General features: G+C 50.6%; 21 protein-coding genes. 16 read left to right on the plus strand and 5 right to left on the minus strand.

Translation table 11 applies throughout. From position 1 onward, the window contains the following. Nucleotides 1–7: 7 nt before the first annotated feature. The 4 genes from ACTHR2_RS05365 (at nucleotide 8) to leuB (ending at nucleotide 3,280) form a co-directional block, all read left to right on the plus strand. Nucleotides 8–676 carry a DUF2625 domain-containing protein gene (locus tag ACTHR2_RS05365; RefSeq protein WP_107723308.1) on the plus strand — a complete coding sequence of 223 codons (669 nt, stop codon included), beginning with the start codon at nucleotides 8–10 and terminating at the stop codon, nucleotides 674–676. A 103-nt stretch (nucleotides 677–779) separates the two neighbouring features. Beyond that, complete coding sequence (locus ACTHR2_RS05370) at nucleotides 780–1,241, plus strand: YhcH/YjgK/YiaL family protein (protein WP_263336482.1); 462 nt, start codon at nucleotides 780–782, stop codon at nucleotides 1,239–1,241. 38 nt (nucleotides 1,242–1,279) lie between these two features. After that, a complete protein-coding gene (locus tag ACTHR2_RS05375) occupies nucleotides 1,280–2,143 on the plus strand; it encodes a DUF1444 family protein (protein WP_263336485.1) in 864 nt (287 codons plus the stop codon). 66 nt (nucleotides 2,144–2,209) lie between these two features. Continuing rightward, complete coding sequence (leuB, locus tag ACTHR2_RS05380; protein ID WP_263336489.1) at nucleotides 2,210–3,280, plus strand: 3-isopropylmalate dehydrogenase; 1,071 nt, start codon at nucleotides 2,210–2,212, stop codon at nucleotides 3,278–3,280. Nucleotides 3,281–3,407: 127 nt separating this feature from the next. On the opposite strand, the gene ACTHR2_RS05385 is transcribed toward leuB, so the two are convergent. Then, nucleotides 3,408–4,793 carry a DEAD/DEAH box helicase gene (locus tag ACTHR2_RS05385; RefSeq protein WP_440375449.1) on the minus strand — a complete coding sequence of 462 codons (1,386 nt, stop codon included), beginning with the start codon at nucleotides 4,791–4,793 and terminating at the stop codon, nucleotides 3,408–3,410. A 115-nt stretch (nucleotides 4,794–4,908) separates the two neighbouring features. On the opposite strand from ACTHR2_RS05385, the gene ACTHR2_RS05390 reads away from it, so the two are divergent. From ACTHR2_RS05390 to purL, 7 genes are all read left to right on the plus strand, one after another. Continuing rightward, nucleotides 4,909–5,112: a hypothetical protein gene (locus ACTHR2_RS05390; RefSeq protein WP_440375450.1), complete on the plus strand. Its 204-nt coding sequence runs from the start codon at nucleotides 4,909–4,911 to the stop codon at nucleotides 5,110–5,112. 21 nt (nucleotides 5,113–5,133) lie between these two features. Continuing rightward, nucleotides 5,134–5,529 carry a glycosyl transferase gene (locus ACTHR2_RS05395; protein WP_300483670.1) on the plus strand — a complete coding sequence of 132 codons (396 nt, stop codon included), beginning with the start codon at nucleotides 5,134–5,136 and terminating at the stop codon, nucleotides 5,527–5,529. 14 nt (nucleotides 5,530–5,543) lie between these two features. Next, nucleotides 5,544–6,488, plus strand: coding sequence for a class I SAM-dependent methyltransferase (locus tag ACTHR2_RS05400; RefSeq protein ID WP_263336500.1), 945 nt, complete (start codon nucleotides 5,544–5,546; stop codon nucleotides 6,486–6,488). A 112-nt stretch (nucleotides 6,489–6,600) separates the two neighbouring features. Continuing rightward, on the plus strand, nucleotides 6,601–7,782 hold the full coding sequence (locus tag ACTHR2_RS05405) for an aspartate aminotransferase family protein (RefSeq protein WP_440375451.1): 1,182 nt from the start codon (nucleotides 6,601–6,603) through the stop codon (nucleotides 7,780–7,782). A gap of 224 nt (nucleotides 7,783–8,006) precedes the next feature. Then, nucleotides 8,007–8,942, plus strand: a complete 936-nt coding sequence (locus ACTHR2_RS05410) for a dihydroorotate oxidase (RefSeq protein ID WP_440375452.1) — start codon at nucleotides 8,007–8,009, stop codon at nucleotides 8,940–8,942. 90 nt (nucleotides 8,943–9,032) lie between these two features. Further along, a complete protein-coding gene (gene rep / locus ACTHR2_RS05415) occupies nucleotides 9,033–11,033 on the plus strand; it encodes a DNA helicase Rep (RefSeq protein ID WP_440375453.1) in 2,001 nt (666 codons plus the stop codon). 307 nt (nucleotides 11,034–11,340) lie between these two features. Then, complete coding sequence (gene purL / locus ACTHR2_RS05420) at nucleotides 11,341–15,351, plus strand: phosphoribosylformylglycinamidine synthase (protein WP_263336511.1); 4,011 nt, start codon at nucleotides 11,341–11,343, stop codon at nucleotides 15,349–15,351. Between the two features lie 153 nt (nucleotides 15,352–15,504). Here purL and ACTHR2_RS05425 read toward each other — a convergent pair whose 3' ends face one another. Further along, nucleotides 15,505–15,945, minus strand: a complete 441-nt coding sequence (locus tag ACTHR2_RS05425) for a DUF6530 family protein (RefSeq protein WP_263336514.1) — start codon at nucleotides 15,943–15,945, stop codon at nucleotides 15,505–15,507. Nucleotides 15,946–16,255: 310 nt separating this feature from the next. Here ACTHR2_RS05425 and ACTHR2_RS05430 point away from each other — a divergent pair, with 310 nt between their 5' ends. Both ACTHR2_RS05430 and gloB read left to right on the plus strand, forming a co-directional pair. Continuing rightward, nucleotides 16,256–17,341 (plus strand): hypothetical protein, encoded by a 1,086-nt coding sequence (locus tag ACTHR2_RS05430; RefSeq protein WP_263336516.1) that lies wholly within the window; start codon nucleotides 16,256–16,258, stop codon nucleotides 17,339–17,341. A gap of 23 nt (nucleotides 17,342–17,364) precedes the next feature. After that, nucleotides 17,365–18,114 (plus strand): hydroxyacylglutathione hydrolase, encoded by a 750-nt coding sequence (gene gloB / locus ACTHR2_RS05435; RefSeq protein WP_263336519.1) that lies wholly within the window; start codon nucleotides 17,365–17,367, stop codon nucleotides 18,112–18,114. Nucleotides 18,115–18,185: 71 nt separating this feature from the next. On the opposite strand, the gene guaA is transcribed toward gloB, so the two are convergent. The 3 genes from guaA to dut all read right to left on the minus strand — a co-directional run bounded on the left by guaA (nucleotide 18,186) and on the right by dut (nucleotide 20,865). After that, the gene (guaA, locus tag ACTHR2_RS05440; protein WP_003686344.1) at nucleotides 18,186–19,751 is read right to left on the minus strand and encodes a glutamine-hydrolyzing GMP synthase; all 1,566 of its coding nucleotides are present in this window, start codon (nucleotides 19,749–19,751) and stop codon (nucleotides 18,186–18,188) included. Between the two features lie 148 nt (nucleotides 19,752–19,899). Then, complete coding sequence (locus ACTHR2_RS05445) at nucleotides 19,900–20,226, minus strand: hypothetical protein (protein WP_039862324.1); 327 nt, start codon at nucleotides 20,224–20,226, stop codon at nucleotides 19,900–19,902. A 186-nt stretch (nucleotides 20,227–20,412) separates the two neighbouring features. Next, the gene (dut, locus tag ACTHR2_RS05450) at nucleotides 20,413–20,865 is read right to left on the minus strand and encodes a dUTP diphosphatase (RefSeq protein WP_263336526.1); all 453 of its coding nucleotides are present in this window, start codon (nucleotides 20,863–20,865) and stop codon (nucleotides 20,413–20,415) included. A gap of 111 nt (nucleotides 20,866–20,976) precedes the next feature. On the opposite strand from dut, the gene pdxH reads away from it, so the two are divergent. The 3 genes from pdxH to ACTHR2_RS05465 all read left to right on the plus strand — a co-directional run bounded on the left by pdxH (nucleotide 20,977) and on the right by ACTHR2_RS05465 (nucleotide 24,672). After that, the gene (gene pdxH / locus ACTHR2_RS05455) at nucleotides 20,977–21,609 is read left to right on the plus strand and encodes a pyridoxamine 5'-phosphate oxidase (protein WP_036490991.1); all 633 of its coding nucleotides are present in this window, start codon (nucleotides 20,977–20,979) and stop codon (nucleotides 21,607–21,609) included. Nucleotides 21,610–21,768: 159 nt separating this feature from the next. Continuing rightward, nucleotides 21,769–22,827 carry a pseudouridine synthase gene (locus ACTHR2_RS05460; RefSeq protein WP_440375454.1) on the plus strand — a complete coding sequence of 353 codons (1,059 nt, stop codon included), beginning with the start codon at nucleotides 21,769–21,771 and terminating at the stop codon, nucleotides 22,825–22,827. Between the two features lie 252 nt (nucleotides 22,828–23,079). Continuing rightward, entirely contained in the window at nucleotides 23,080–24,672 is a 1,593-nt protein-coding gene (locus ACTHR2_RS05465) for a vWA domain-containing protein (protein ID WP_440375455.1), read from the plus strand. The last annotated feature ends 22 nt before the right edge of the window (nucleotides 24,673–24,694 follow it).

Consider the following 24,694-nt stretch of genomic DNA (forward strand, 5'->3'; position numbering starts at 1 on the left):
ATAGACCATGAGATCATTCGACGAATTAATCCAAACCCAAGACCCTGCGTGGCCATTGATTCAAGAGTGGCTTACAGAAGCGGTAAACAGCGTTGAAGTTCTGCCACGTACGCTTGAAAAGGCAAAGGAAGAACTTGTCAAAACCCAAGTAACGATACGTTCGTTTATGGGTGCTGTCGTTTATGAAACCGGCGGTATTCTTATCGATGACGGCTGGTTACGGATACTTGGTTCTGGCAGCGCGAAGCTACCTCGTGGTTTGGGAAGTTGGAATCTAAGCCGTACACAATCCGAGCCAGCAGGCCCTGCTCCCTATTATCTGTTTGCCGATGATGTTGCTGGAGGCTATTTTGCGATTAATGGCGGAGGATTGAATGGCAAAGTAGGTAATGTTTTCTACCTACCACCGGATACACTGGAATGGGAAGATTGCGGTAAAGGTTATGGCGACTTCTTAAATTGGGCATTGAACGGCGATTTACAGTTGTTTTACGAAAACCTGCGTTGGAAAAATTGGCACGAAGAAATCCGTGATTTGAATGGCGACAGCGTTTACACGTTCTTTCCGTTTTTATGGACTGAAGAAGGCAGCGATATAAACCAAGTCAGCCGCAAGCGTATTCCTATCGCTGAACATTATGCTTCCACTTTGGATCTGCAAAACATAACTCTATAAAAAGCCTTTTCAGACAGCCTTATTGTCAGAATCCAAATAAGGCATCCTGAAAACCGTATTGGCTTCTCTACATCCTGAAGTTTAATTTCTACCTAACCACACCATGATTACCGACACCATAAGCAATGCCACCCGCTACGCTGCCTTGCATCCCGACTTTGCTGAGGCCTTCCATCTGTTGCAAACCCTAGATTTTACCAAGCTGCCGGACGGCCAAGTGCCGTGCGAGAACCCCAATATCCGTATTTTTATCGGCAGCGAGCCGATGAGGACTAAAGGCGAAGCTCAGCCTGAAGCGCACTTAAAACACATTGATATTCAAACGCCGATTGATGGCAGCGAAACATATGGCTGGATAGACAGAGGCCGTCTGAAAAACGGTTTAGGCTACAACGAAAAGCGCGATATCGAGTTTTTCGACTGCGAGCCGGAAACTTGGCTGACCTTGGAGCCCGGCGAATTTGCGCTATTCTTCCCGAATGATGCGCATGCCCCTTTGGTCGGCGACAGGGCAAACATACGCAAAGTTGTTTTTAAAATCCGTGTTGAAACCGAACGTCTATAATTTTTCAGACGGCCTTATCCCCTTATTCAGGACACAATATGTCTTTTTTCAGCAGGTTGTTCCGCTCCAAACCTAAATTAATGACTTGGCAGGAATTTGTCGAATACTTTGCCCGCCGCATCCAAGAAGAATTGGATCTTGAGGCAAAAATCGACTGGGGCGAAAATATTGCGTCTTCGCCGATTATTGTCCATTTTTCCGAAGACGATGAAGCATCATTCAGCACATATTTGAGCAACCATTACACAAGTTATCTGCAAAATCCCGAGGCCTTGGAGGCGATTGTTGCAGCCAATTTAGCGGTTATCTATAAGATTCAAGACACTGATGCCATTGTTTCAGCACAACAAATTCTTCCGACAATTAAAAATACGATTTATCTGGAAAACGCCAGACTGATTACAAATACGGACGAAGCCGAACCTGCCGATTACCTGGTATACAAACCGATTGCCGGCGATATCATGTTGCTTTATATGGTGGATACGGAAGAATCCATGCATACGCTCAATCGTGAACATATGAAAGAGGCCGGTATTGAAGATGAGGACGCCTTGTATCGTACCGCCATGGATAATCTGCGCCAACGGATGAATGGACGTGTCCAAATTCATCATGCCGAAGGTTGGTCATTGACCCAAATCCATTTGGACAACGACTATGATGCTTCCTTGATTTTGCTTTTGGACGAAGTACTTAAAGATGATCCTATGCTGCCGGCCAACCCTGTTTTTGCAGTCCCGGCACGCAACGCCCTGCTCGTTTGCAGCCCGTCCGATGAAGAAGCTTTGCAGGCGATGGCGAATATTGCCCTGCAGGCATTTGAAGACTCTGCCTACGCGATTTCTACCCAGCTTTACCAGTACCATAATGGTACAATCAGCGTTTTCAGAGCAAATTGATTTAAGGCCGTCTGAAAAACTGACGGCCTGCCCTTTACCTAAAACCTTCCCATAAGGAAACCCGAAATGACCAAACATATCGCTATCTTGCGCGGCGACGGCATCGGCCCTGAAATCGTTGCAGAAACCGTCCGCGTACTCGACAAACTTATCGAACAAGGTTTGGATGTCAGCTACGAATACGCACCTTTGGGCGGTGAAGCCTATGACGAATACGGCCATCCTTATCCAGAATTCACGCAAAACCTTTGCCGTAAAGCCGATGCGGTACTGCTTGGTGCAGTCGGTTCTCCTCAATACGACAATCTCGACCGTCCGCTGCGCCCTGAACGCGGCTTGTTGGCCATCCGTAAAGACTTGAATCTGTTTGCCAACCTACGCCCTGCCATTTTGTATAAAGAGCTGGCCAATGCTTCCACTCTGAAACCGGAAATCGTAGCAGGCCTCGACATCCTTATCGTACGCGAACTGACCGGCGATATTTACTTTGGCGAACCGCGCGGCATCCGTGTTTTGGGAAACGGCGAACGCGAAGGTTACAACACCATGAAATACAGCGAAAGCGAAATCCGCCGCATCGCCCACGTTGCCTTCCAATCCGCCCAAAAACGCAGCAAAAAAGTCTGCTCCGTAGGCAAGGCCAACGTTTTGGAAACCACCGAACTGTGGCGCGAAATCTTTGAAGAAATCGGCAAAGAATACCCTGATGTCGAGCTTTCCCATATGTACGTCGACAACGCCGCCATGCAGTTGGTACGTGCGCCCAAACAATTTGACGTGATTGCCACCGGCAACATCTTCGGCGATATCCTCTCCGACGAAGCCTCCATGCTGACCGGTTCCATCGGTATGCTGCCTTCTGCTTCTTTGGACGAAAACGGCAAAGGCCTGTACGAACCGTCCCACGGCTCTGCTCCTGACATTGCCGGTCAAAACAAAGCCAATCCGCTGGCGACCGTATTGTCTCTTGCCATGTTGCTGCGTTACAGCCTAAATGACGAAGCTCGCGCTCAACAAGTTGAAAACGCCGTACAAAAAGTACTGCAACAAGGCTTGCGTACCGGCGACATTTACGAAGAAGGCACCAAACTGGTTTCCTGCTCTGAAATGGGCGATGCCGTATTAGCCGCTTTGTAAGAGGCCGTCTGAAAAAGCGTGGGATCAATCCCGCGCTTTTTTATATGCGAAAACTCGAAACCATAAAAAAGGGCGTGTCTTCACACGCCCTTTCGTCTTATTTCAGACGGCCTTAAGATTGAAACAATCAACCTTTTTTATGTTTGCCGCCAAAGCCGTCGTTAGCCTTACGTTTGCCTTTAAAGCCTTCGCCGCCTTTTTTGAAACCGTCAGACTTCTTGAAACCGTCTTTCTTAAAGCCATCTTTTTTGAAACCGTCTTTTTTATGGCCTTCGCCGCGTGATTTGCCGCCGAAGCCTTCTTTAGCCGGTTTCTTATCGCTGCGCCAGCCGCCTTTGCCTTTCGGTTTGCCACCGGCAGATTTGCGTTTACGTGTCGGCTCCATGCCTTCGATGGTCAGCTCGGGCAATTTACGGCCGATATATTTTTCGATTTTGTGTACTTTGACGTATTCGTTCACTTCGGCAAAAGTAATCGCAATACCGGTACGGCCTGCGCGGCCGGTACGGCCGATGCGGTGAACGTAGTCTTCAGCCTGTTTCGGCAAGTCGTAGTTGATAACGTGGGTAATGGTTGGTACGTCGATACCTCGTGCGGCAACGTCGGTGGCAACCAAAATTTTGCAGCGGCCTTTGCGCAAATCCATCAGCGTGCGGTTACGCCAGCCTTGCGGCATATCGCCGTGCAAGCAGTTGGCGGCAAAACCTTTTTCGTACAGTTCATCCGCAATGACTTCGGTCATGGCTTTAGTGGATGTAAAAATCACGCATTGGTCGATATTGGCATCGCGCAAGATGTGGTCGAGCAGGCGGTTTTTATGGCGCATATCGTCGCAGTACAACAGCTGCTCTTCGATTTTGCCTTGATCATCCACACGCTCAACTTCGATGGTTTCAGGGTCTTTGGTCAATTTGCGCGCCAGTTTGCCCACTGCGCCGTCCCAAGTGGCAGAGAACAACAAAGTCTGACGGTCGCTCGGCGTTGCTTCCACGATGGTTTCAATGTCATCGATAAAGCCCATGTCCAACATACGGTCGGCTTCATCCAAAATCAGCACTTCCAAACGTTCAAAATCAACTTTACCGCTCTGCATCAAGTCCATCAGACGGCCCGGAGTAGCGACAATCAGGTCAACCGGTTTGCTCAAAGCACGGGTTTGGTAGCCGAAAGATGCGCCGCCGACAATGCTGACGGTACGGAACCAACGCATATTTTTAGCATACGCCAGCGCGTTTTTTTCCACCTGAGCTGCCAGTTCGCGGGTCGGGGTCAAGACCAAAGCGCGCGGGCCTTTGCCCGGTTTTTCGCTGCGCTTGGTCAGTTTTTGCAAAGTCGGCAGCAGGAAGGCTGCGGTTTTGCCTGAACCGGTTTGCGCCGAAGCCATAATGTCGCGGCCGTCCAAAGCAAACGGAATCGCTTGCGCCTGAATCGGGGTTGGGCTTTCATAACCCTCGCTGCGTACGGCAGACAAAATGTTTTTATCAAGGTTCAAATCGGCAAATTTAATAGACATATCTATCCTAAGAGACAACAACGCGCACGCCTGAACAATTTCAGACGACCTGAAGCAAAGGAAAGTAACGATACGGGAAATGTGAAGTTACAGGGTTGTCGCAAGCATCTTGCTTGTGGTTAACATCGACGACAACCTGCACAGAAAAGGCTTTGCAAATATGCAAGCAATAAAAGAAACGCGCCCGAAACAGCGGTTTAGGTTGGATGACGATGGCTTCGTATCAAAAGGCGAACGGCGGATAATAAAGGAGAAAACCGCCCAGGTCAAGCAAAACAGGCTGCGACTGCAAAATCAAGCTATAATGCCGTTTTATTGAATCAGCACGGATGAATCCGACATGAAGTTTTTCAAAACCACCGCCTTATTACCTGCACTTGCTGTCGCCCTGTTGCTTGGCGCGTGCAGCGGATCAGAGAGTTATCGCGGCGAATGGAAGGCCGTTGCGTCCGATGGCAGCAAAGCCGAAATCACCTTTGCCAAAAAAAGCTTTACTATCAAAGACGAAAAAGGCAAAGAAACCGTCTACGAATACACTCAGAACCAATACAAACTGGAAAGCGGCAGAACCAGCTACGGCATCGACATCAAAAACGCCTCGGAAGCACGAATCGTGTTCCCGTTTAAAGGCAAGACCGACCGCGCCACCATGGTTGCGCCTGACGATACAATTCTCTATATGCTTGACCGACACGCCTACGTCCCTGCTGATCAATTCTGGAAACTTCCCCAATAAGGCCGTCTGAAACCATGACCGACATTACCCCCTTTGCCAACCGCTTGGGCAAAAACATCAAACATCTTATGAAATGGGCCAAACGCAACAATATCGAAGCCTGGCGCATTTACGACCGCGATATTCCCCAATTTCCCTTTGCCGTCGATGTTTACGGCGACCAAATCCATCTTCAGGAATACGATACCGGCTGGCTGATGCAGCCCGAAGAATACAAAGCATGGCTTGCCGATGTATTGGAAGCCATCGGTTTTGTAACCGGTTTTGCGCCCGAACAAATCCACCTCAAACGCCGTGAACGTCAAAAAGGTTTACAGCAATACGAGAAAACCGGCAAAACCGGCGACGATTTCGTCATCACTGAAAACGGCCGCAAGTTTTGGGTCAACCTCGACAAATACCTCGACACCGGCCTTTTCCTCGACCACCGCAACACGCGCAAAAAAGTCGGCGAAACTGCAGCAGGCAAACGCTTCCTCAACCTGTTTTCCTACACAGGCAGCTTTACCGTCTATGCCGCAACCGGCGGCGCGGTATCCAGCGAAACCGTCGATTTATCCAACACTTATCTCGAGTGGGCAAAACGCAATTTTGAACTAAACGGCATTGACACCGAACAACACAAAATCGTCCGCGCCGATGTGTTCCAATACCTGCAAAATGCCGCAGATGAAGGCAAAAGGTTCGACCTGATTGTCATGGACCCGCCCAGCTTTTCCAACAGCAAAAAGATGCTCGACATCCTCGACATCCAGCGCGACCATAAGAAGCTGATTGACGGCGCAATGAGCCTGCTCGCTTCAGACGGCATTCTGTATTTCTCCAACAACTTGCGCAGTTTTGTGTTGGACGATTCGGTATCGGAACAATACGCAGTCAAAGATATTTCCAAACAGTCCGTTCCCGACGATTTCCGCAACAAAAAAATCCATCAATGCTGGGAAATCAAGCATAAATAAGCATCAGGCCGTCTGAAAGCCAGTTTTCAGACGGCCTGATTACCATATTGAATCTCTCAATCAATAGGCGCATAATTGAAGAAATTGTTGACAATATCAAAAGGAAAAGAACATGCAAAACTACCTGACGCCCAATTTCTCATTCGCCCCCATGATTCCGGAACGTGCGCTCGGCAGCCGGGTTTGGGATACCGAAGGACGAGAATACATTGACCTGTCAGGCGGCATTGCAGTAAACGCGCTGGGGCATTGCCATCCCGATTTGGTCGCAGCCTTGGCCGAACAATCGCAAAAACTCTGGCACATTTCTAATATCTATACCACCCAACCGGCGCAAGAATTGGCCAAAAAATTGGTCGAAAACACCTTTGCCGACAAAGTGTTTTTCTGCAATTCCGGCGCAGAAGCCAATGAAGCCGCGCTGAAACTGGCGCGCAAATACGGCCGCGATCATTTTGGCGAACACAAAACCGAAATCATCTCCTGCCTCAACAGCTTCCACGGCCGCACCCTGTTTACCGTATCCGTCGGCGGCCAGCCCAAATACAGCAAAGACTACGCGCCGCTGCCGGCCGGCATTACCCACGTTCCCTTCAATGATGTTGCCGCATTGGAAGCAGCCGTCGGCGACAAAACCTGCGCCGTGATTATCGAGCCGATTCAAGGCGAAAGCGGCATCCTGCCTGCCACCCAAGAATATCTGCAAGCCGCACGCCGTTTATGCGACAAACACGGCGCCTTGCTGATTTTGGACGAAGTGCAAACCGGCATGGGTCATACGGGCAAACTGTTTGCCTACGAGCATTACGGCGTAACACCCGATATTCTCAGCTCCGCCAAAGCCTTGGGTGGCGGCTTCCCGATTGGCGCGATACTGACCACCGATAAAATCGCCCCAACCTTCGGCCCCGGAACACATGGCTCGACCTTCGGCGGCAACCCAATGGCGTGCGCAGTCGGCAGCCGTGCATTTGACATCATCAATGCGCCCGAAACATTGGCACACGTTCAGCAACAAGGCCAAAAACTTCAGACGGCCTTGCGTGAATTGGGCGTAAAAACCGGCGTATTTAAAGAAGTCCGCGGCATGGGCTTGCTGCTCGGCTGCGTGTTGGCAGACAAATACGCAGGCAAGGCATCTGAAATCACTGCCGCCGCTTTAAAACACGGCCTGATGGTACTGGTTGCCGGCGCCAATGTGGTACGCTTCGCCCCCAGCCTGCTGCTGAACGATGAAGACATGGCCGAAGGCTTGAAACGTTTTGAAGTAGCCTTGGACGAATGGTTGGCCTGATTTTAAAACCCAATATCCAAATCAGCCGACAGCTTTTGGTTCTATTAATGCCATATAGTGAAGGCCGTCTGAAAGACTGTTTGAGTTTTTCAGACGGCTTTTTTTCAATATTGAAAACAACATCCGCCTACATGCTTTGTCATTTGATGTTTGTTAAAAATCGTACCGCCTCTTCGTGTTACGCTTGGCAAACATTTTGATTTTACGAAGGAAAGGAGCAGGAGATGGTATCGTTGAAAACACAAATCGCCGGTTTTTCTTTTGACAACTGCCTGATGAATGCGGCTGGTGTGTCGTGTATGACTATTGAGGAATTGGAAGCGGTCAGACAGTCTTCGGCAGGTACTTTCATTACCAAGACCGCAACGCTTACCCCTCGTCAAGGCAACCCCGAGCCGCGTTATCGGGACGTGCCTCTCGGCAGCATAAATTCGATGGGTTTGCCGAATCAAGGCATTGATTACTATCTGGATTACCTGCTTACCCTTCAAGACTCTCAGCCGGAACGGACATTTTTCCTATCACTGGTCGGTCTGTCGCCCGGCGAAACACATATCCTGTTGGAAAAGGTGCAAAACAGCGGGTTCAACGGCATTACCGAACTCAACCTATCCTGCCCAAACGTCGCCGGCAAACCGCAAATCGCCTACGACTTTGAAACAACCGAGACGATTTTGGATAATGCCTTTACCTACTTCGACAAGCCCTTGGGCATCAAATTGCCGCCGTATTTCGATATTGCCCATTTCGATCAGGCCGCGAAAGTGTTCAACCGCTATCCCCTAAAATTCGTCAACTGCGTCAACTCCATCGGCAATGGTATGTATATCGAAGACGAATCCGTTGTCATCCGCCCGAAAAACGGCTTCGGCGGCATAGGCGGCCAATACATCAAACCGACTGCGCTCGCCAATGTCCACGCGTTCTATCAAAGACTGGATCCGTCTATCCAAGTCATCGGAACCGGCGGCGTTTACAGCGGCCGTGATGCGTTTGAACACATCTTGTGCGGCGCAAGCATGGTGCAGATCGGCACGGCGCTACACCAGCAAGGCGTCGGTATTTTTGAACGGGTTTCCCTTGAATTAAAAGCCATCATGGCGCAAAAAGGCTATGAGAAGCTGGAAGACTTCAAAGGCAAATTGAAATATTTTGAATAAGGTTTACTCTAAAAAACGCCCAAGGCCGTCTGAAAATTTCAGACGGCCTTGTTGTATAATTGCTCCCCACATTACCCGTCTTCCCCTTCAATGAAACTCAACCCCCAACAGCAAGCTGCGGTCAAATATCTCGGCGGCCCCCTGCTCGTCCTTGCCGGCGCAGGTAGCGGCAAAACCGGCGTGATTACGCAAAAAATCAAGCATTTGATCGTCAATGTCGGCTATCTGCCGCATACCGTCGCCGCGATTACCTTTACCAACAAAGCCGCCACGGAAATGCAGGAACGCGTCTCCAAAATGCTGCCCAAGTCGCAAACGCGCGGGCTGACGATTTGCACGTTCCACTCTTTGGGTATGAAGATTTTGCGCGAAGAGGCGAACCATATCAGTTACAAAAAAAACTTTTCCATCCTCGACTCTACCGACAGCGCCAAAATCATCGGCGAGCTCTTGGGCGGTACGGGCAAAGAAGCCATATTCAAAGCGCAGCATCAAATTTCCCTTTGGAAAAACGATTTAAAAACGCCTGAAGAGGTCGTTCAGACGGCCTCTAATGTGTGGGAACAGCAAACAGCGCGCGTGTATGCGAGTTATCAGGAAACCCTGCAAAGCTATCAGGCGGTGGACTTCGACGACTTAATCCGCCTGCCTGCCGTGCTGTTGCAGCAAAACAGCGAAGTACGCAACAAATGGCAACAACGGCTGCGTTATCTGCTGGTTGACGAATGTCAAGACACCAACACCTGCCAATTTACGCTGATGAAGCTTCTGACCGGCGCGGAAGGCATGTTTACCGCCGTCGGCGACGACGACCAGTCCATCTACGCATGGCGCGGCGCAAACATGGAAAACCTGCGCAAAATGCAGGAAGACTATCCGCAGATGAAAGTCATCAAACTGGAGCAAAACTACCGCTCCACCGCGCGGATTCTCAAAATCGCCAACAAAGTCATCGAAAACAACCCCAAACTCTTTACCAAAAAACTTTGGTCGCAGTTCGGCGAAGGCGAAATCGTCAAAGTCGTTGCCTGTCAAAGCGAGCAGCATGAAGCCGACTGGGTTGTCAGCCAAATCGTCAAGCAGAAGCTGGTCGGCGGCGACAAAACCCAATACGCCGATTTTGCCGTGTTATACCGCGGCAACCATCAGGCGCGGATTTTCGAAGAAGCCTTACGCAGCGCGCGCGTTCCCTACCAACTCTCCGGCGGACAAAGTTTTTTTGATAAAGCCGAAATCAAAGACGTCTTGTCCTATTTGCGCCTGCTTGCCAATCCCAACGACGATCCCGCCTTCCTTCGCGCCGTAACCACGCCCAAACGCGGTATCGGCGATGTAACGCTGGGCAAACTCAACACCTACGCGCACGAACACGAATGCAGCCTATATGAAGCCGCGCAAACCGAAGAAGCGCTTGCCCTGTTGAACAATATCAACCGCCAACACCTGCAAGCCTTCATGGATATGATTGAAAACTACCGCGCCAAAGCCGAAACCAGCGAAGCAGGCGAGCTTATTCATAACCTGCTGAAAGAAATCGACTACGAAAACCACTTGCTGGCCAATGAAGAAGGCAAAGCAGGCGAAATCAAATGGCGCAACGTTACCGACCTGACCGGCTGGCTGGAACGCAAAGGCGAGCAAGACGGCAAAAACATCATCGAACTCGCCCAAACCATCGCCCTGATGACGCTTTTGGAAGGTAAAGGTGAAGAAGAAGTCGATGCCGTCAAACTCTCCACCCTGCACGCTTCCAAAGGCTTGGAATACCCCTACGTTTTCCTTATTGGTTGCGAAGAAGGCATCTTGCCGCACAACGACAGCATAGAAGAAGACAATGTCGAAGAAGAACGCCGTCTGATGTACGTCGGCATTACCCGCGCCAAACGCCAGCTTACACTAACCCACTGCCTCAAACGCAAAAAACAAGGTACATGGCAATTCCCCGAGCCGAGCCGTTTCATAGATGAAATGCCACAGGAAGACATCAAAATCCTAGGCCGTAAAGGCGGCGAGCCGCTTGTGAGTAAGGAAGAAGGGAAAAGCAATCTGGCAGGTTTGCTGGATATGCTGGGAAACAAAAGAAAGGGATAAAGCAAGGCCGTCTGAAAACAGAATTTCAGACGGCCTTATTGTCAGCAAAATGTCAAAGACAACAATCAAATAATTTTTACTTTAATACCTTTATGCCCATCTATTTCCATTCCTCCAGATTCTTCAAAAATAAACAAAAATAATCGAATAATCAGGTACAAAATAAAAAAGCAGGTGACACGATCGCCTCATTCTCCTTCAATTTACAAGCAAAAATTGTCAACACTTGAAGTATAAATTCACAAGCAAAATTGCATTTTTCAGGTATAATAAAGGATTCCCCAACTGCATTTTGTGAGCTGAATCCATGTCTGTTGTTCTGCCCTTGCGCGGTGTAACCGCCCTTTCCGATTTCCGTGTTGAAAAACTCTTCCAAAAAGCAGCCGCCCTCGGCCTGCCCGAAGTCAAATTAAGCAGCGAATTTTGGTATTTTGTCGGTAGCGAAAAAACACTTGATGCCTCGACAGTCGAAAAACTGCAAGCCTTACTGGCAGCGCAAAGCGTTGAACAAACGCCCAAAGCGCGCGAGGGCTTGCATTTATTTTTGGTAACGCCCCGTTTGGGCACCATTTCGCCTTGGGCTTCCAAAGCAACCAATATCGCCGAAAACTGCGGCTTGGAAGGCATAGAGCGCATCGAGCGCGGCATGGCGGTGTGGCTGGAAGGTCGTCTGAATGATGAACAGAAACAGCAATGGGCAGCCCTGTTGCACGACCGCATGACCGAAAGCGTGTTGACCGACATCGATGCAGCGGCGCAACTGTTCCACCATATCCAATCGGAAACCTTCTCCAGCGTAGATGTATTGGGCGGCGGTAAAGAGGCATTGGTCAAAGCCAATACCGAAATGGGCTTGGCGCTTTCAGCCGACGAAATCGATTATCTGGTTGAAAACTATCAGGCTTTAAACCGCAATCCGTCCGATGTTGAATTGATGATGTTCGCTCAGGCAAACAGCGAACACTGCCGCCACAAAATCTTCAACGCCGACTTCATCCTCAATGGCGAAAAACAACCGAAATCCCTTTTCGGCATGATTCGCGATACACACAACGCACATCCCGAAGGCACAGTCGTTGCCTATAAAGACAATTCGTCCGTAATTGAAGGCGCCAAAGTCGAGCGTTTCTATCCGAATGCGGCGGAAAACCAAGGCTACCGTTTCCACGAAGAAGACACCCATATCATCATGAAAGTGGAAACACACAACCACCCGACCGCCATCGCGCCGTTTGCAGGCGCGGCAACGGGTGCGGGCGGTGAAATCCGCGATGAAGGCGCGACAGGTAAAGGCTCACGTCCGAAAGCAGGCTTGACCGGCTTTACCGTTTCCAACTTGAATATCCCTGGCTTGGAGCAGCCTTGGGAACAAGCCTATGGCAAACCCGGCCATATTGCTTCCCCTCTAGACATCATGATTGAAGGCCCGATCGGCGGCGCGGCGTTCAACAACGAATTCGGCCGCCCCAACCTCTTGGGCTACTTCCGCACCTTTGAAGAGAAGTTTGACGGTCAGGTTCGCGGCTACCACAAACCGATTATGATCGCCGGCGGCTTGGGCAGCATTCAGGCGCAGCAGACGCATAAAGACGAAATCCCCGAAGGCGCGTTGCTGATCCAACTGGGCGGCCCGGGCATGCTTATCGGCTTGGGCGGCGGCGCGGCTTCTTCGATGAATACCGGCACGAACGACGCCTCTTTAGACTTCAACTCCGTGCAACGCGGCAACCCCGAAATCGAACGCCGCGCACAGGAAGTCATCGACCGCTGCTGGCAGCTCGGCGACAAAAACCCGATTATCTCCATCCACGACGTCGGCGCGGGCGGCTTGTCCAACGCCTTCCCAGAACTCGTCAACGATGCCGGACGCGGCGCAGTATTCAAGCTGCGCGAAGTGCCGCTGGAAGAACATGGCCTTAACCCGCTGCAAATCTGGTGCAACGAATCGCAAGAACGTTATGTATTGTCCATTTTGGAAAAAGATTTGGAGACCTTCCGCGCCATCTGCGAACGCGAACGCTGCCCGTTTGCCGTGGTCGGCACGGCGACCGACGACGGCCATTTGAAAGTGCGCGACGATTTGTTCTCTAACAACCCTGTCGATTTGCCGTTGAACGTTTTGCTCGGCAAACCGCCCAAAACCACGCGCACCGACAAAACGGTTACGCCGTCTGAAAAACCGTTTAACGCTGGCGATATCGACATTACCGAAGCCGCCTACCGCGTTTTGCGCCTGCCTACCGTAGCAGCTAAAAACTTCCTGATTACCATCGGCGACCGCAGCGTCGGCGGCATGACCCACCGCGACCAAATGGTCGGCAAATACCAAACCCCCGTAGCCGACTGCGCCGTTACCATGATGGGCTTCAATACCTATCGCGGCGAAGCGATGTCTATGGGAGAAAAACCGACTGTCGCCCTGTTTGACGCGCCTGCTTCGGGCAGAATGTGCGTCGGCGAAGCCATCACCAACATCGCTGCGGTCAATATCGGCGACATCGGCAATATCAAACTCTCCGCCAACTGGATGGCGGCGTGCGGCAACGAGGGCGAAGACGAAAAACTCTACCGCACCGTCGAAGCTGTCTCCCAAGCCTGTCAGGCATTGGATTTGAGTATTCCCGTGGGCAAAGACAGCCTGTCGATGAAAACCGTATGGCAGGACGGCGAAGAGAAAAAATCCGTCGTTTCGCCGTTGAGCCTGATTATCTCCGCGTTCGCGCCTGTGAAAGATGTGCGCAAAACCGTTACACCTGAGTTGAAAAACGTCGAAGACAGCGTATTGCTGTTTATCGATTTAGGCTTTGGCAAAGCGCGTATGGGCGGCTCGGCATTCGGTCAGGTTTACAACAACATGAGCGGCGACGCGCCCGATTTGGACGATACAGGCCGTCTGAAAGACTTCTACGGCGTGATTCAGGAGCTTGTCGCTGAAGACAAACTCTTGGCATACCACGACCGCAGCGACGGCGGCTTGTTTGCGACGCTGGCGGAAATGGCGTTTGCGGGGCGTTGCGGGTTAGATATCACATTGGGAAGCATACTTTTTGCAACCACGATAGCAACCTATACACCTGCCCAGGTTGACCACGACCTAGGCTTTGTTAATGCTGGTTCTATCATCTCTACCGAAGAAAACGTAATCCGTTCGCTGTTTAATGAAGAGCTTGGTGCAGTTTTACAAGTTCGTGCAGAAGATGCTGATTATGTACTCAAGCAATTTGACAAGAAAGAATTTTTTGTAAACAAGGGAGGCTTCTCTCCGCGCAAGATAGGCAAATTTGCCAGCCATTATATTGGCACAATCAATCCGACATCCGACCGTCTTGTAATCACAGTTGACGATGAAACTCTGTTCGACCAACCACGCGCCGACCTGCAACGCGCATGGCAGGAAACCAGCCATGCCATTCAACGCCTGCGTGACAACCCCGCCTGCGCAGACAGCGAGTTCGCCCTGATTGGCGACAACGAACGCAGCGCATTGTTTGCCGACGTGAAGTTTGATGTAAACGAAGACATCGCCGCGCCTTTCGTCAACAGCGGCGCGAAACCCAAAATCGCCATCCTGCGCGAACAGGGCGTAAACGGCCAAATCGAAATGGCAGCCGCCTTCACCCGCGCCGGTTTCGATGCCTACGACGTGCATATGTCCGACCTGATGGCAGGCCGCGTCAACCTTGCCGACTTCAAAATGCTGGCGGCGTGCGGCGGCTTCAGCTACGGCGACGTACTCGGCGCAGGCGAAGGCTGGGCGAAATCGATTCTGTTCCACCCTGCTCTGCGCGACCAATTTGCCGCCTTCTTCGCCGACCCGAACACGCTGACATTGGGCGTGTGCAACGGCTGCCAAATGGTCAGCAACCTCGCCGAAATCATCCCCGGCACGGCAGGCTGGCCGAAGTTTAAACGCAACCTGAGCGAACAGTTCGAAGCGCGCCTGAGCATGGTTCATGTTCCGAAATCCGCGTCGCTGATTCTGAACGAAATGCAAGGTTCCAGCCTGCCTGTCGTGGTCAGCCACGGCGAAGGCCGCGCCGACTTCGCGCTTCACGGCGGCAAAATTTCAGACGACCTCGGCATCGCGCTGCAATACGTCGACGGACAAAACCAAGTTACCCAAACCTACCCGCTCAACCCCAACGGCTCGCCGCAAGGTATCGCCGGTGTGACCAACGCAGACGGCCGCGTTACCATCATGATGCCGCATCCAGAACGCGTATACCGTGCCGCGCAAATGAGCTGGAAACCGGAAGACTGGACGGAATTGTCCGGCTGGTACCGCCTCTTTGCCGGTGCAAGGAAGGCTTTGGGTTAACCGGCAGGCTGATTTGATTCGGCTTTAAAGAAAAGGTCGTCTGAAAACGATTTAGCGGATTCTGCTATATTCGTTTTCAGACGACCTTTATTCATTCTTTTGCGTTAACTGCCGTTATTTCTGTCTGTACGGAGATAATAGCATGACTTCTTCTTATTTCAATTTATCACAATAGCCTAATTGTTTTAACATTTTGGCCAAACGGAGTAATGAAGATTCAAGAAAAGGTTCTTCTTTTTGTAACCCTTCTTTTAGCTGTTCTAACAATATAGCGTCCTGACTACTGGTAATATTGAAAGATTCATCACTTAATAACTTATCGTTTCTTACATACATCAAAGCTGAGCATAACAAACTAGTCATATCAACAAGGCGGTGTGGTGGAATTTCTTCAGATTGGCGCGACCATCTCTCACCAGTATGTCGCCATACTTTAACCGAAATATCAGGTTTGTTCTCATCAGAACTATTCCATTGCGCTACGCCGACTGATAAGCCTTGTGCATCTTCATCATTTGCAAAACGTCCATCTACTTTAGAATAGTTTTCCCATTTAATAATAGGGCGGTGGTTCAAATGAGTAGGTATATCCATTAGTGCCTCCATAGCAGGTTAATTTATGAATTTGTATTATACTAAAGCAATTTTATTACTGCAACGCCTACTAACCTACTTAGTAAGTAAGTTAGTAAAAATATTAAATTATTTTTTTCAGGTGAGCTTTTATAGTGGTTTAAAGAGAGACAGGACACCTTGACCGCCGTCATTCCCGCGCAGGCGGGAATGACGGCAGCGAAGTGTTTTTTGGATTCCTATTAGCGTATTCTGCAAGCAGAAGCATCATTCTGTATAATTCCCTCTTTTAAACTATAATCGAGATATTCAGACGGCCTTTCCCGACATTATGACTCGACAAGCCTTTATTCTCAGCGATTGCGAATTTTCCGAATGCGGAGAAAAGCCTTACGCCCTGTTGACCGCGAATCCGACTAAGGAACACCACTTCATCGCCCAAACCGAGCAACGGCAGCATTCGCATAATCCGCAGGTCAGCCCGCAAAATCAAAACGTTTATCGCTTGCCGCTGTCTATGTTCCATACTGGCGAAAAAGCCCGCGGCAAAGAACAAAACCGCAGCGAAGCGATCAGCGTCAACATCATCGGCAACTTGGCCGCGAAAAACCTCTATACGCTGACCTTTGTCGAAGACACCGCCAACCAATACAATCTGGAAACCTGGTTCAACCGTCATGAAAGCGGCTACGAAGAGGCCTGTAACCATCTGCGCACCCTGCCTACAGACCGTCTGAAAACAACTACGGCAAATGCCGACACCGTCAAAGTACCGGATGCCTTGTGGCGGATATTGCGGCTGAAATTCCTCGGTATTCTGCGCAATCCGCACAACCATAAAAACCTGTTTGCCCACCGACTGCATCAAACACTGCGGGCGCGGCTGCCGGAAGTCGGTTTTGAATTTGTCCGCTTGATCAGCAAACGCGACCCCAAGCGCATCGAAGCCATTATGCAGGATTACCGTTTCACCTTTCTCGGCTATGTCGATTGGCTGGGCGGGCTTTACGGTATGTTGAGCGAAGGCGTGGTGCAACCGTCGTTGTTTGAACGACTGTTTTGTAATATCTTTGCCGAACCCGAAGCAGTGAAAATCGAATTGTTCCGCTATCCGGAAAACACGGGGCTGTGTCTGTTTGGCGACAGCAGTTTCTGCCTGCAAGCCTCAGCTAAGCTATTCAGCATCGGCGTTAATATCTCGCACGATATGTTTGCTATCGTCCATCTGCAAACCGACCGTTGGCACGCGTTTAAAAATACCTTTCATCACGACGCGCCCAAACTGCAAGGTCAAGTGCGAATTATCGACGGCGACCAAACCCAAAGATTGCTGTTCAACCGACTGTGCATCCATCAAGCCCATGAAGCCGTGTTCGGCCAAAGCCCGAATATTAAAGATTATTTAGAGGCCGTCTGAAACCCCTAACCAGAAGAAAGCATATGAAAATCACGCCAATCCAAGCCCTAAACGACAACTACATCTGGATGATTCAAGAAGGCAACCATGCCGCCTGCGTCGATCCGTCCGATGCCACGCCCGTTTTGAAATTTCTCGTCCACAACCGCCTGATGCTGGCGCAAACATGGATTACCCATCCACACCCCGACCATACCGGCGGCGCAAAAAGCCTGTTTCACGGCTTTTTGGAATCCCCGATCTATGGAGAAAGCGACATCGACGTGGCGACGCATACCGTCACCGCAGGTACGCAGTTCCCGTTTGGCGAAGGCTTGGTTACCGTTTGGGCAACCCCCGGCCATACCGACCGCCACATCAGCTATCTGCTGGAAAATTCAGACGGCCTGCACGTTTTCTGTGGCGATACCTTGTTCTCAGCAGGTTGCGGCCGCGTATTTACCGGTACAATCGAGCAGCTTTACGACAGCTTCCACCGATTCAACCAACTGCCCGAAGAAACGCTGTTTTATCCGGCGCACGAATACACCGCCTCCAATCTGCGCTTTGCCCAGCATATTGAGCCAAACAATGCCGACATTCAGACGGCCTTGGCCGCAGCAGAACACACGCCGACGCTGCCTGTCAGCCTGGCGCACGAACATAAAGTCAATCCGTTTTTCCGCGTACACCTGCCTCAAGTTCAGGCACGCGCCGAAGAATTGAGCGGACGAAAATTAAACAGCGAACTCGAAGTCTTCGCTGCTTTGCGTGAATTGAAAAATCAATTTTAATTGGGCTTAGTCCCTAAAAAATAAAGGCCGTCTGAATAATATCTGTTCAGACGGCCTTCATTATTTAGGGATTATTCCCATTCAATCGTGGCAGGCGGTTTGCCGCTGACATCATAAACTACGCGGTTGATGCCTTTGACTTCGTTGATGATGCGGTTGGACACACGGCCAAGCAGCGAGTAAGGCAACTCAGCCCAGTGCGCAGTCATAAAGTCGCTGGTAATCACAGCACGCAAAGCAACGACGTAATCGTAAGTACGGCCGTCGCCCATTACGCCGACGGATTTCACGGGCAGGAATACGGCAAAGGCTTGGCTGGTCAGGTCGTACCAAGATGTACCGTTTTCATCGGTAGTATTGCGCAATTCTTGAATGAAAATATCGTCTGCTTGACGGAGCAAGTCGGCGTATTCTTTTTTCACTTCGCCCAAGATACGCACGCCCAAACCCGGGCCCGGGAACGGATGACGGTATACCATTTCGCGAGGCAGACCCAAAGCGACTCCCAATTCGCGTACTTCGTCTTTGAACAAGTCGCGCAAAGGTTCAAGCAATTTGAGCTTCATGTTTTCAGGCAGGCCGCCAACGTTATGGTGGGATTTGATGGCGTGGGCTTTTTTGGTTTTTGCGCCTGCGGATTCGATTACGTCAGGGTAAATCGTACCTTGCGCCAACCATTTGGCATTGGTGAGTTTTTTCTCTTCAGCGTCAAAGACTTCGATAAATTCTGCGCCGATGATTTTACGTTTTTTCTCCGGATCGGTCACGCCGGCAAGTTTCGCCAAGAACTGCTCTTCGGCATCAACGTGAATCACGCGTACGCCCAAGTTGCGGGCAAACATGTCCATCACCATTTTGCCTTCGTTCAAACGCAACAGACCGTGGTCAACAAACACGCAGGTCAGTTGGTCGCCGATGGCGCGGTGAATCAACGCGGCCGCTACGGAAGAGTCCACTCCGCCGGACAAACCTAAAATCACTTCGTCGCTACCAACTTGTTCGCGGATTTTGGCAACAGCTTCTTCGATGTAGTTCGGCATGGTCCAGCTTGGTTGTGCGCCGCAAATATCCAAGACAAAGCGGTTCAACAACGCGCGGCCTTGTTTGGTGTGGGTCACTTCAGGGTGGAATTGGATACCGTAGAATTGTTTCTCAGCATTTTCCATCATGGCAATCGGGCAAGACGGGGTGTCGCCGATAACAGAGAAGCCGGTAGGCAGTTTGGAAACTTTATCGCCATGACTCATCCATACGTCGAGCGTATTAGGCGCATCGTCTTGAATGCCGCGTGTCAGCTCGCTGTCGATGGTTTTAACTTGCGCATAACCGAATTCGCGTTGGTTGCCCGGGCTAACTTCGCCGCCCAAGTGGTGCGCCATAAATTGCATGCCGTAGCAGATGCCCAAGACCGGAATGCCCAAATCAAAAATACCGGTATCGGCTTGATAATCGGATTCGTAAACGGAATTAGGGCCGCCGGAGAGGATGATGCCTTTCGGGTTAAAGGCTTTGATTTCTTCCAAAGGCATGTCGAAAGAATGCAGTTCGCAGTAAACGTGGGCTTCGCGCACGCGGCGGGCGATCAGCTGGGTAACTTGCGAGCCGAAGTCGAGAATAAGGATTTTGTCTTGGGTCATGGCGGAAACTTTGTAAAATGTAAGAAAACGGTGCGGCCGAGAGGGTAAATTTCAAATTTAAACCACAATAAAAAAGGCCGTCTGAATCGGCGGATTATACCATTGTTCAGACGGCCTTTATAGGGCAAAACCCAAATCTCTCATCTTTCTATTTTGTGTGTTTCTCAGGAATCATATCGCTGCGCGAGAGCAACAGCAGGCAACCCAACACGACCATGCCGATGGCCAATAACGGCGAGAGGTAAATCCAGTAACTCATGTGCAGATAAATGGCTGTACCGATATAAACCAGCATCGGACCGGAAACGATAGACTGTTTGTTGATGCCGTCCATAATCAACACGGCAAAGCCCAAAATAATTAATGCACCGGCAATCATGGTCGATGTCGCAGGCAAAATATCCGTAGCGCGTAAAAACCAAATCGCGCCAAAGATAATCAAAAACAAAGGCAGAAAAAGTGAGGGGCGGGACATAACAACGCTCCGTAAAGGTTTCAGACGGCCTGTATTATTGGGTGCGTCGGCCATGCAGGCAAGATATAAAAATGCAATCTTGTGTGTAATTATGCAAAGGTTGGCACAACAAAAAGGCCGTCTGAACCGTGGCAAACCGAAATCGAATATTTCAATTTATCCTGTTCCAGACGGCCTTTCAAATCATCAGGCTTTGCCGGTGCTGCCGAATCCGCCTTCACCCCGCTCGCTGGCGGCAAACTCGTCCACAACCTTAAACGCGGCTTGGACAACCGGCACAATCACCATTTGCGCGATGCGCTCCATCGGCTCGATGGTAAACGCTTCTTTACCACGGTTCCACAGAGAAACCTTCAATTCTCCTTGATAATCCGAGTCAATCAAACCGACCAAATTGCCCAAAACAATACCGTGTTTATGACCCAAACCGGAACGCGGCAACAAAACGGCCGCATACGCAGGGTTGGCCAAATGCACCGCCAAACCGGTCGGCACGAGATATACATCGCCCGGCTGCAACACAACGGCTCCATCCAAGCAGGCACGCAAGTCCAAACCGGCAGAACCGGGCGTTGCATAAGCAGGCAGGGAATCGGCCATTTTCGGATTTAAGATTTTCAGTTCGACTTCGGTTTGCATGACAGGACTCCGTATTGTTCTATATTGGAAAGGGCTACGATTATACACAAATGCCCTTGAGGCCGTCTGAAAAAACGGAGTATGATTCAGTCAAACCTAAGGAGAAAAATCATGGATCTGCACAATATCCGCGAAGATTACAGCAAACGTGAGCTGTCGGAAGCCGAGTGCCACGCCGACCCGATTGTCCAATTCGAGCAATGGCTGAACGAAGCGATTCACGCCGAAGTCAACGAGCCGACCGCGGTCAACGTTGCCGCCGTGGGCGAAGACGGCAGACCCAACAGCCGCATGGTACTGCTGAAAGAAGTCAACCCTAAAGGCTTTGTTTTCTTTACCAATTACCACAGCCGCAAAGGCCGCTCCTATACGGCACACCCCTTTGCCGCCATGACTTTTTTCTGGCCGGAACTCGAGCGCCAAGTGCGCATTGAAGGACGCATCGAAAAACTCGACGCCGCCGCTTCGGACGAATATTTTGAAAGCCGCCCCTACACCAGCCGTATCGGCGCATGGGCAAGCGATCAAAGCGAAGTGATTTCCAGCAAAGCCGTTTTGGTGGCCAAAGCCGCAGCCGTCGGCGTCAAACATCCCCTGCATGTTCCCCGCCCGCCGCATTGGGGCGGATACCTCGTTATTCCCGACCGCATCGAATTCTGGCAAGGCCGCCCCAGCCGCCTGCATGACCGCATCCAATACCGCCTGGTTGACGGCAACTGGATACGCGAACGCCTTTCACCATAATTTTCGGATTTTCAAACAAAAAATTACTGGTTGAGTTACAATACAAGCTTTCATCGGCAGGCCGTCTGAATCTGATTTTCAGACGGCCTTTTCCCCCAATCCAACCCCTGCCGCAACTGCCGCAGAAGAACCGCTTTTTCAAGCGAGTTAGGAAAAATCATGTCCAAACAGCCTTCCAGCAAACGCCAATGGCGCGACGGCGTATCGTCTGCCGCCAAGAAACCTTCCAAACCGGCCAAATCCTTCGCCAATAAAAAACGTCCAGACAACGAACGCAAAACATCAGGCAAACCTTACGGCCAAAAAGTTTCAGACGGCCCTAAAGCTCAAAATATTGCCCCAAAACAACGTGCCGCCAAAGCCAAAAAACTGGTTGTCCGCAACCCCAACCAAAAAATCATGGAGCACGCCCGCGATTTGAAAGAACGCCGCAGCGACCTTTCACGCTTCGAACCCGAGCGCCTGCAAAAAGTCCTGGCCGCTTCCGGCGTCGGCTCACGCCGCGAAATGGAAGAATGGATCAGCAACGGCTGGGTAACGGTCAACGGCCGCGTCGCCCAACTGGGCGACAAAGTCACCCCCGACGACCACGTTACCGTCAAAGGCAGCATCATCAAACTCAAATGGGCCGACCGCCTGCCGCGCATCATCCTCTACTACAAACAAGAAGGCGAAATCGTTTCCCGCGACGACCCGCAAGGCCGCGTCAGCATCTTCGACCGCCTGCCGCAAGCAGCCAGCAGCCGCTGGGTGGCTATCGGCCGTTTGGACATCAATACCAGCGGCCTTTTGATCCTGACCACTTCAGGCGAACTGGTTCAACGCTTTGCCCACCCCAGCTTTGAAGTCGAACGCGAATACGCCGTGCGCGTATTGGGCGAGTTGACCACCGAACAAATGCACGTCCTGACCGAAGAAGGCGTTATGCTCGAAGACGGTTTGGCAAAAGTCGAACGCATCTACGAACAAGGCGGCGAAGGCGCAAACAAATGGTACAACGTCGTCATCAAAGAAGGCCGCAACCGCGAAGTACGCCGCATTTTTGAAAGCCAAGGCCTCACCGTCAGCCGCCTCGTGCGCGTCGGCTTCGGCCCTATCGGCCTACCCAACCGCCTTAAACGCGGACAGTTCTACGAACTCAATCCGGCAGAAGTCGCCAACATCATCAAATGGGCAGATATGCTGCTGCCGGGTGAACGTCGCCGGAAGAAAAGTTAATGTAAGATAAATCGGGGCTGAGGCCTTTACAAAATCGTCTCAGCCCGACAAAATCTTGCCCAAGTCATAAAATAGTGGGTTAAGTTTAGACCAGTACCGCGTTGCTCCGCCTTGTCCTGATTTAAACTTAACCCACTATTCACACATTAAAATCCAAATAAAAAGTGACTCTGCGCTCTCGTTGAATCTGCCAATACACTGCCATCAACACTTTTAATAATCAGCATATGATATTTCCCTGGAGCTTAAATCATGCCCCGTTTCTTCCTAAAAACCGTTTCCATACTCACTTTGGCAGCTTTGACCGCGTGTTCTGAATCAAAAGAATACTCAAATCCCTCTTTTGGACCCTCTCTAGGATTCAAGGAAAGCCAAATTGTTGCCATACAGAAGGTTAAAACACCTACTGTCAATGCTCGAAACACCGAACGCTACCAAGACCAACCCGATCAACCGGTTAAATCCGTTGCTCAAGAACCTGTTTCCACATTCAGCATCGATGTCGATACCGGCAGCTACGCTAACGTCCGCCGATTTCTGAACAGCGGCAAACAGCCACCCAAAGATGCCGTGCGCATTGAGGAAATTGTTAATTATTTCCCTTACAACTACCCACTGCCTACTGACGGTCGTCCATTTGCCGTTCACACTGAAACCATTGATTCTCCATGGCAACCGGAAGCCAAGCTGATCAAAATCGGCATTCAAGCACAAGACACGGCAAAGAAAGACCTTCCGCCCGCCAATCTTGTGTTCCTCGTGGACGTATCCGGCAGCATGGATGAAGAAAATAAACTTCCGTTGGTTCAAAAAACGCTGCGGATCTTGACCCAACAATTACGTCCTCAGGACAAAGTTACTCTGATTACCTATTCATCAGGCGAAGAGCTGGTACTTCCACCCACATCAGGTGCTGATAAAGAAACTATCCTGAAGGCCATCGACAAACTGGAGGCCGAAGGCTCGACCTCAGGCGAATCCGCTTTACGCATGGCCTACGAGCAAGCACAAAAAGCCTTTGTACCCAACGGCATCAACCGTATCCTTTTGGCGACCGATGGTGACTTTAATGTTGGCGTATCTGATACCGAGACGCTCAAATCCATGGTTGCCGAAAAACGTAAAACCGGCGTTTCACTCAGTACACTAGGCTTCGGTACGGACAATTACAACGAAGACATGATGGAACAAATTGCCGATGCAGGCGACGGCAATTACAGCTATATCGACAACGAAAAAGAAGCGAAAAAAGTTCTGCAACAGCAACTGACTTCCACACTAGCCACCGTTGCGCAAGATGTCAAAATCCAAGTCGAATTCAATCCTGCCACTGTCAAAGAATACCGCTTGGTCGGCTACACCAACCGCACCCTGCGCAATGAAGACTTCAACAATGACAAAGTAGATGCTGGCGATATCGGCTCAGGCCACAGCGTGACCGCCATCTATGAAATCATTCCGGCAGGCAAAAACGGCTGGCTGAACGAATCACGCTATCAAAAAGCCCCTGCCGTCAAAGGCAGTAAAAACGAATACGCCTTTGTCAAAGTACGCTACAAACTGCCCGGAGAAAAAGACAGCAAGCTGATGGAACAAGCAATCCCTGTTGGCAGCAAACCGCTGGAGCAAGCCGATAAAGACACCCTGCTTGCCCTTGCCGCAGCTTCCTATGCCCAGGCCCTGCGCGGCGGCGAATACAACGGCAAACTTGGCTGGAGCGACATTGAAAAAATGGTACAGAAAGTCCAAGGCGACGATCCGTTTGAACTGAAATCGGAATTTCTCCAATTGGTTCGCATTGCCGCCGGTAGCGAAAAGAAATCAGGTCCTTTGGTTAAAGAATAAAACCTGAAAAAGGCCGTCTGAA

Source organism: Neisseria sp. P0006.S004 (genome assembly GCF_051963015.1).
GTDB lineage: Bacteria > Pseudomonadota > Gammaproteobacteria > Burkholderiales > Neisseriaceae > Neisseria.

Coding starts and splice junctions, on each gene's coding strand:
- ACTHR2_RS05400 (WP_263336500.1), top strand. CDS start 5,544: ATGACCGACATTACCCCCTTTGCCAACCGCTTGGGCAAAAACATCAAA.
- guaA (WP_003686344.1), bottom strand. CDS start 19,751: ATGACCCAAGACAAAATCCTTATTCTCGACTTCGGCTCGCAAGTTACC.
- leuB (WP_263336489.1), top strand. CDS start 2,210: ATGACCAAACATATCGCTATCTTGCGCGGCGACGGCATCGGCCCTGAA.
- gloB (WP_263336519.1), top strand. CDS start 17,365: ATGAAAATCACGCCAATCCAAGCCCTAAACGACAACTACATCTGGATG.
- pdxH (WP_036490991.1), top strand. CDS start 20,977: ATGGATCTGCACAATATCCGCGAAGATTACAGCAAACGTGAGCTGTCG.
- rep (WP_440375453.1), top strand. CDS start 9,033: ATGAAACTCAACCCCCAACAGCAAGCTGCGGTCAAATATCTCGGCGGC.
- ACTHR2_RS05460 (WP_440375454.1), top strand. CDS start 21,769: ATGTCCAAACAGCCTTCCAGCAAACGCCAATGGCGCGACGGCGTATCG.
- dut (WP_263336526.1), bottom strand. CDS start 20,865: ATGCAAACCGAAGTCGAACTGAAAATCTTAAATCCGAAAATGGCCGAT.
- ACTHR2_RS05375 (WP_263336485.1), top strand. CDS start 1,280: ATGTCTTTTTTCAGCAGGTTGTTCCGCTCCAAACCTAAATTAATGACT.
- ACTHR2_RS05395 (WP_300483670.1), top strand. CDS start 5,134: ATGAAGTTTTTCAAAACCACCGCCTTATTACCTGCACTTGCTGTCGCC.
- ACTHR2_RS05370 (WP_263336482.1), top strand. CDS start 780: ATGATTACCGACACCATAAGCAATGCCACCCGCTACGCTGCCTTGCAT.
- ACTHR2_RS05445 (WP_039862324.1), bottom strand. CDS start 20,226: ATGTCCCGCCCCTCACTTTTTCTGCCTTTGTTTTTGATTATCTTTGGC.
- ACTHR2_RS05465 (WP_440375455.1), top strand. CDS start 23,080: ATGCCCCGTTTCTTCCTAAAAACCGTTTCCATACTCACTTTGGCAGCT.
- ACTHR2_RS05385 (WP_440375449.1), bottom strand. CDS start 4,793: ATGTCTATTAAATTTGCCGATTTGAACCTTGATAAAAACATTTTGTCT.
- purL (WP_263336511.1), top strand. CDS start 11,341: ATGTCTGTTGTTCTGCCCTTGCGCGGTGTAACCGCCCTTTCCGATTTC.
- ACTHR2_RS05425 (WP_263336514.1), bottom strand. CDS start 15,945: ATGGATATACCTACTCATTTGAACCACCGCCCTATTATTAAATGGGAA.
- ACTHR2_RS05365 (WP_107723308.1), top strand. CDS start 8: ATGAGATCATTCGACGAATTAATCCAAACCCAAGACCCTGCGTGGCCA.
- ACTHR2_RS05430 (WP_263336516.1), top strand. CDS start 16,256: ATGACTCGACAAGCCTTTATTCTCAGCGATTGCGAATTTTCCGAATGC.
- ACTHR2_RS05410 (WP_440375452.1), top strand. CDS start 8,007: ATGGTATCGTTGAAAACACAAATCGCCGGTTTTTCTTTTGACAACTGC.
- ACTHR2_RS05405 (WP_440375451.1), top strand. CDS start 6,601: ATGCAAAACTACCTGACGCCCAATTTCTCATTCGCCCCCATGATTCCG.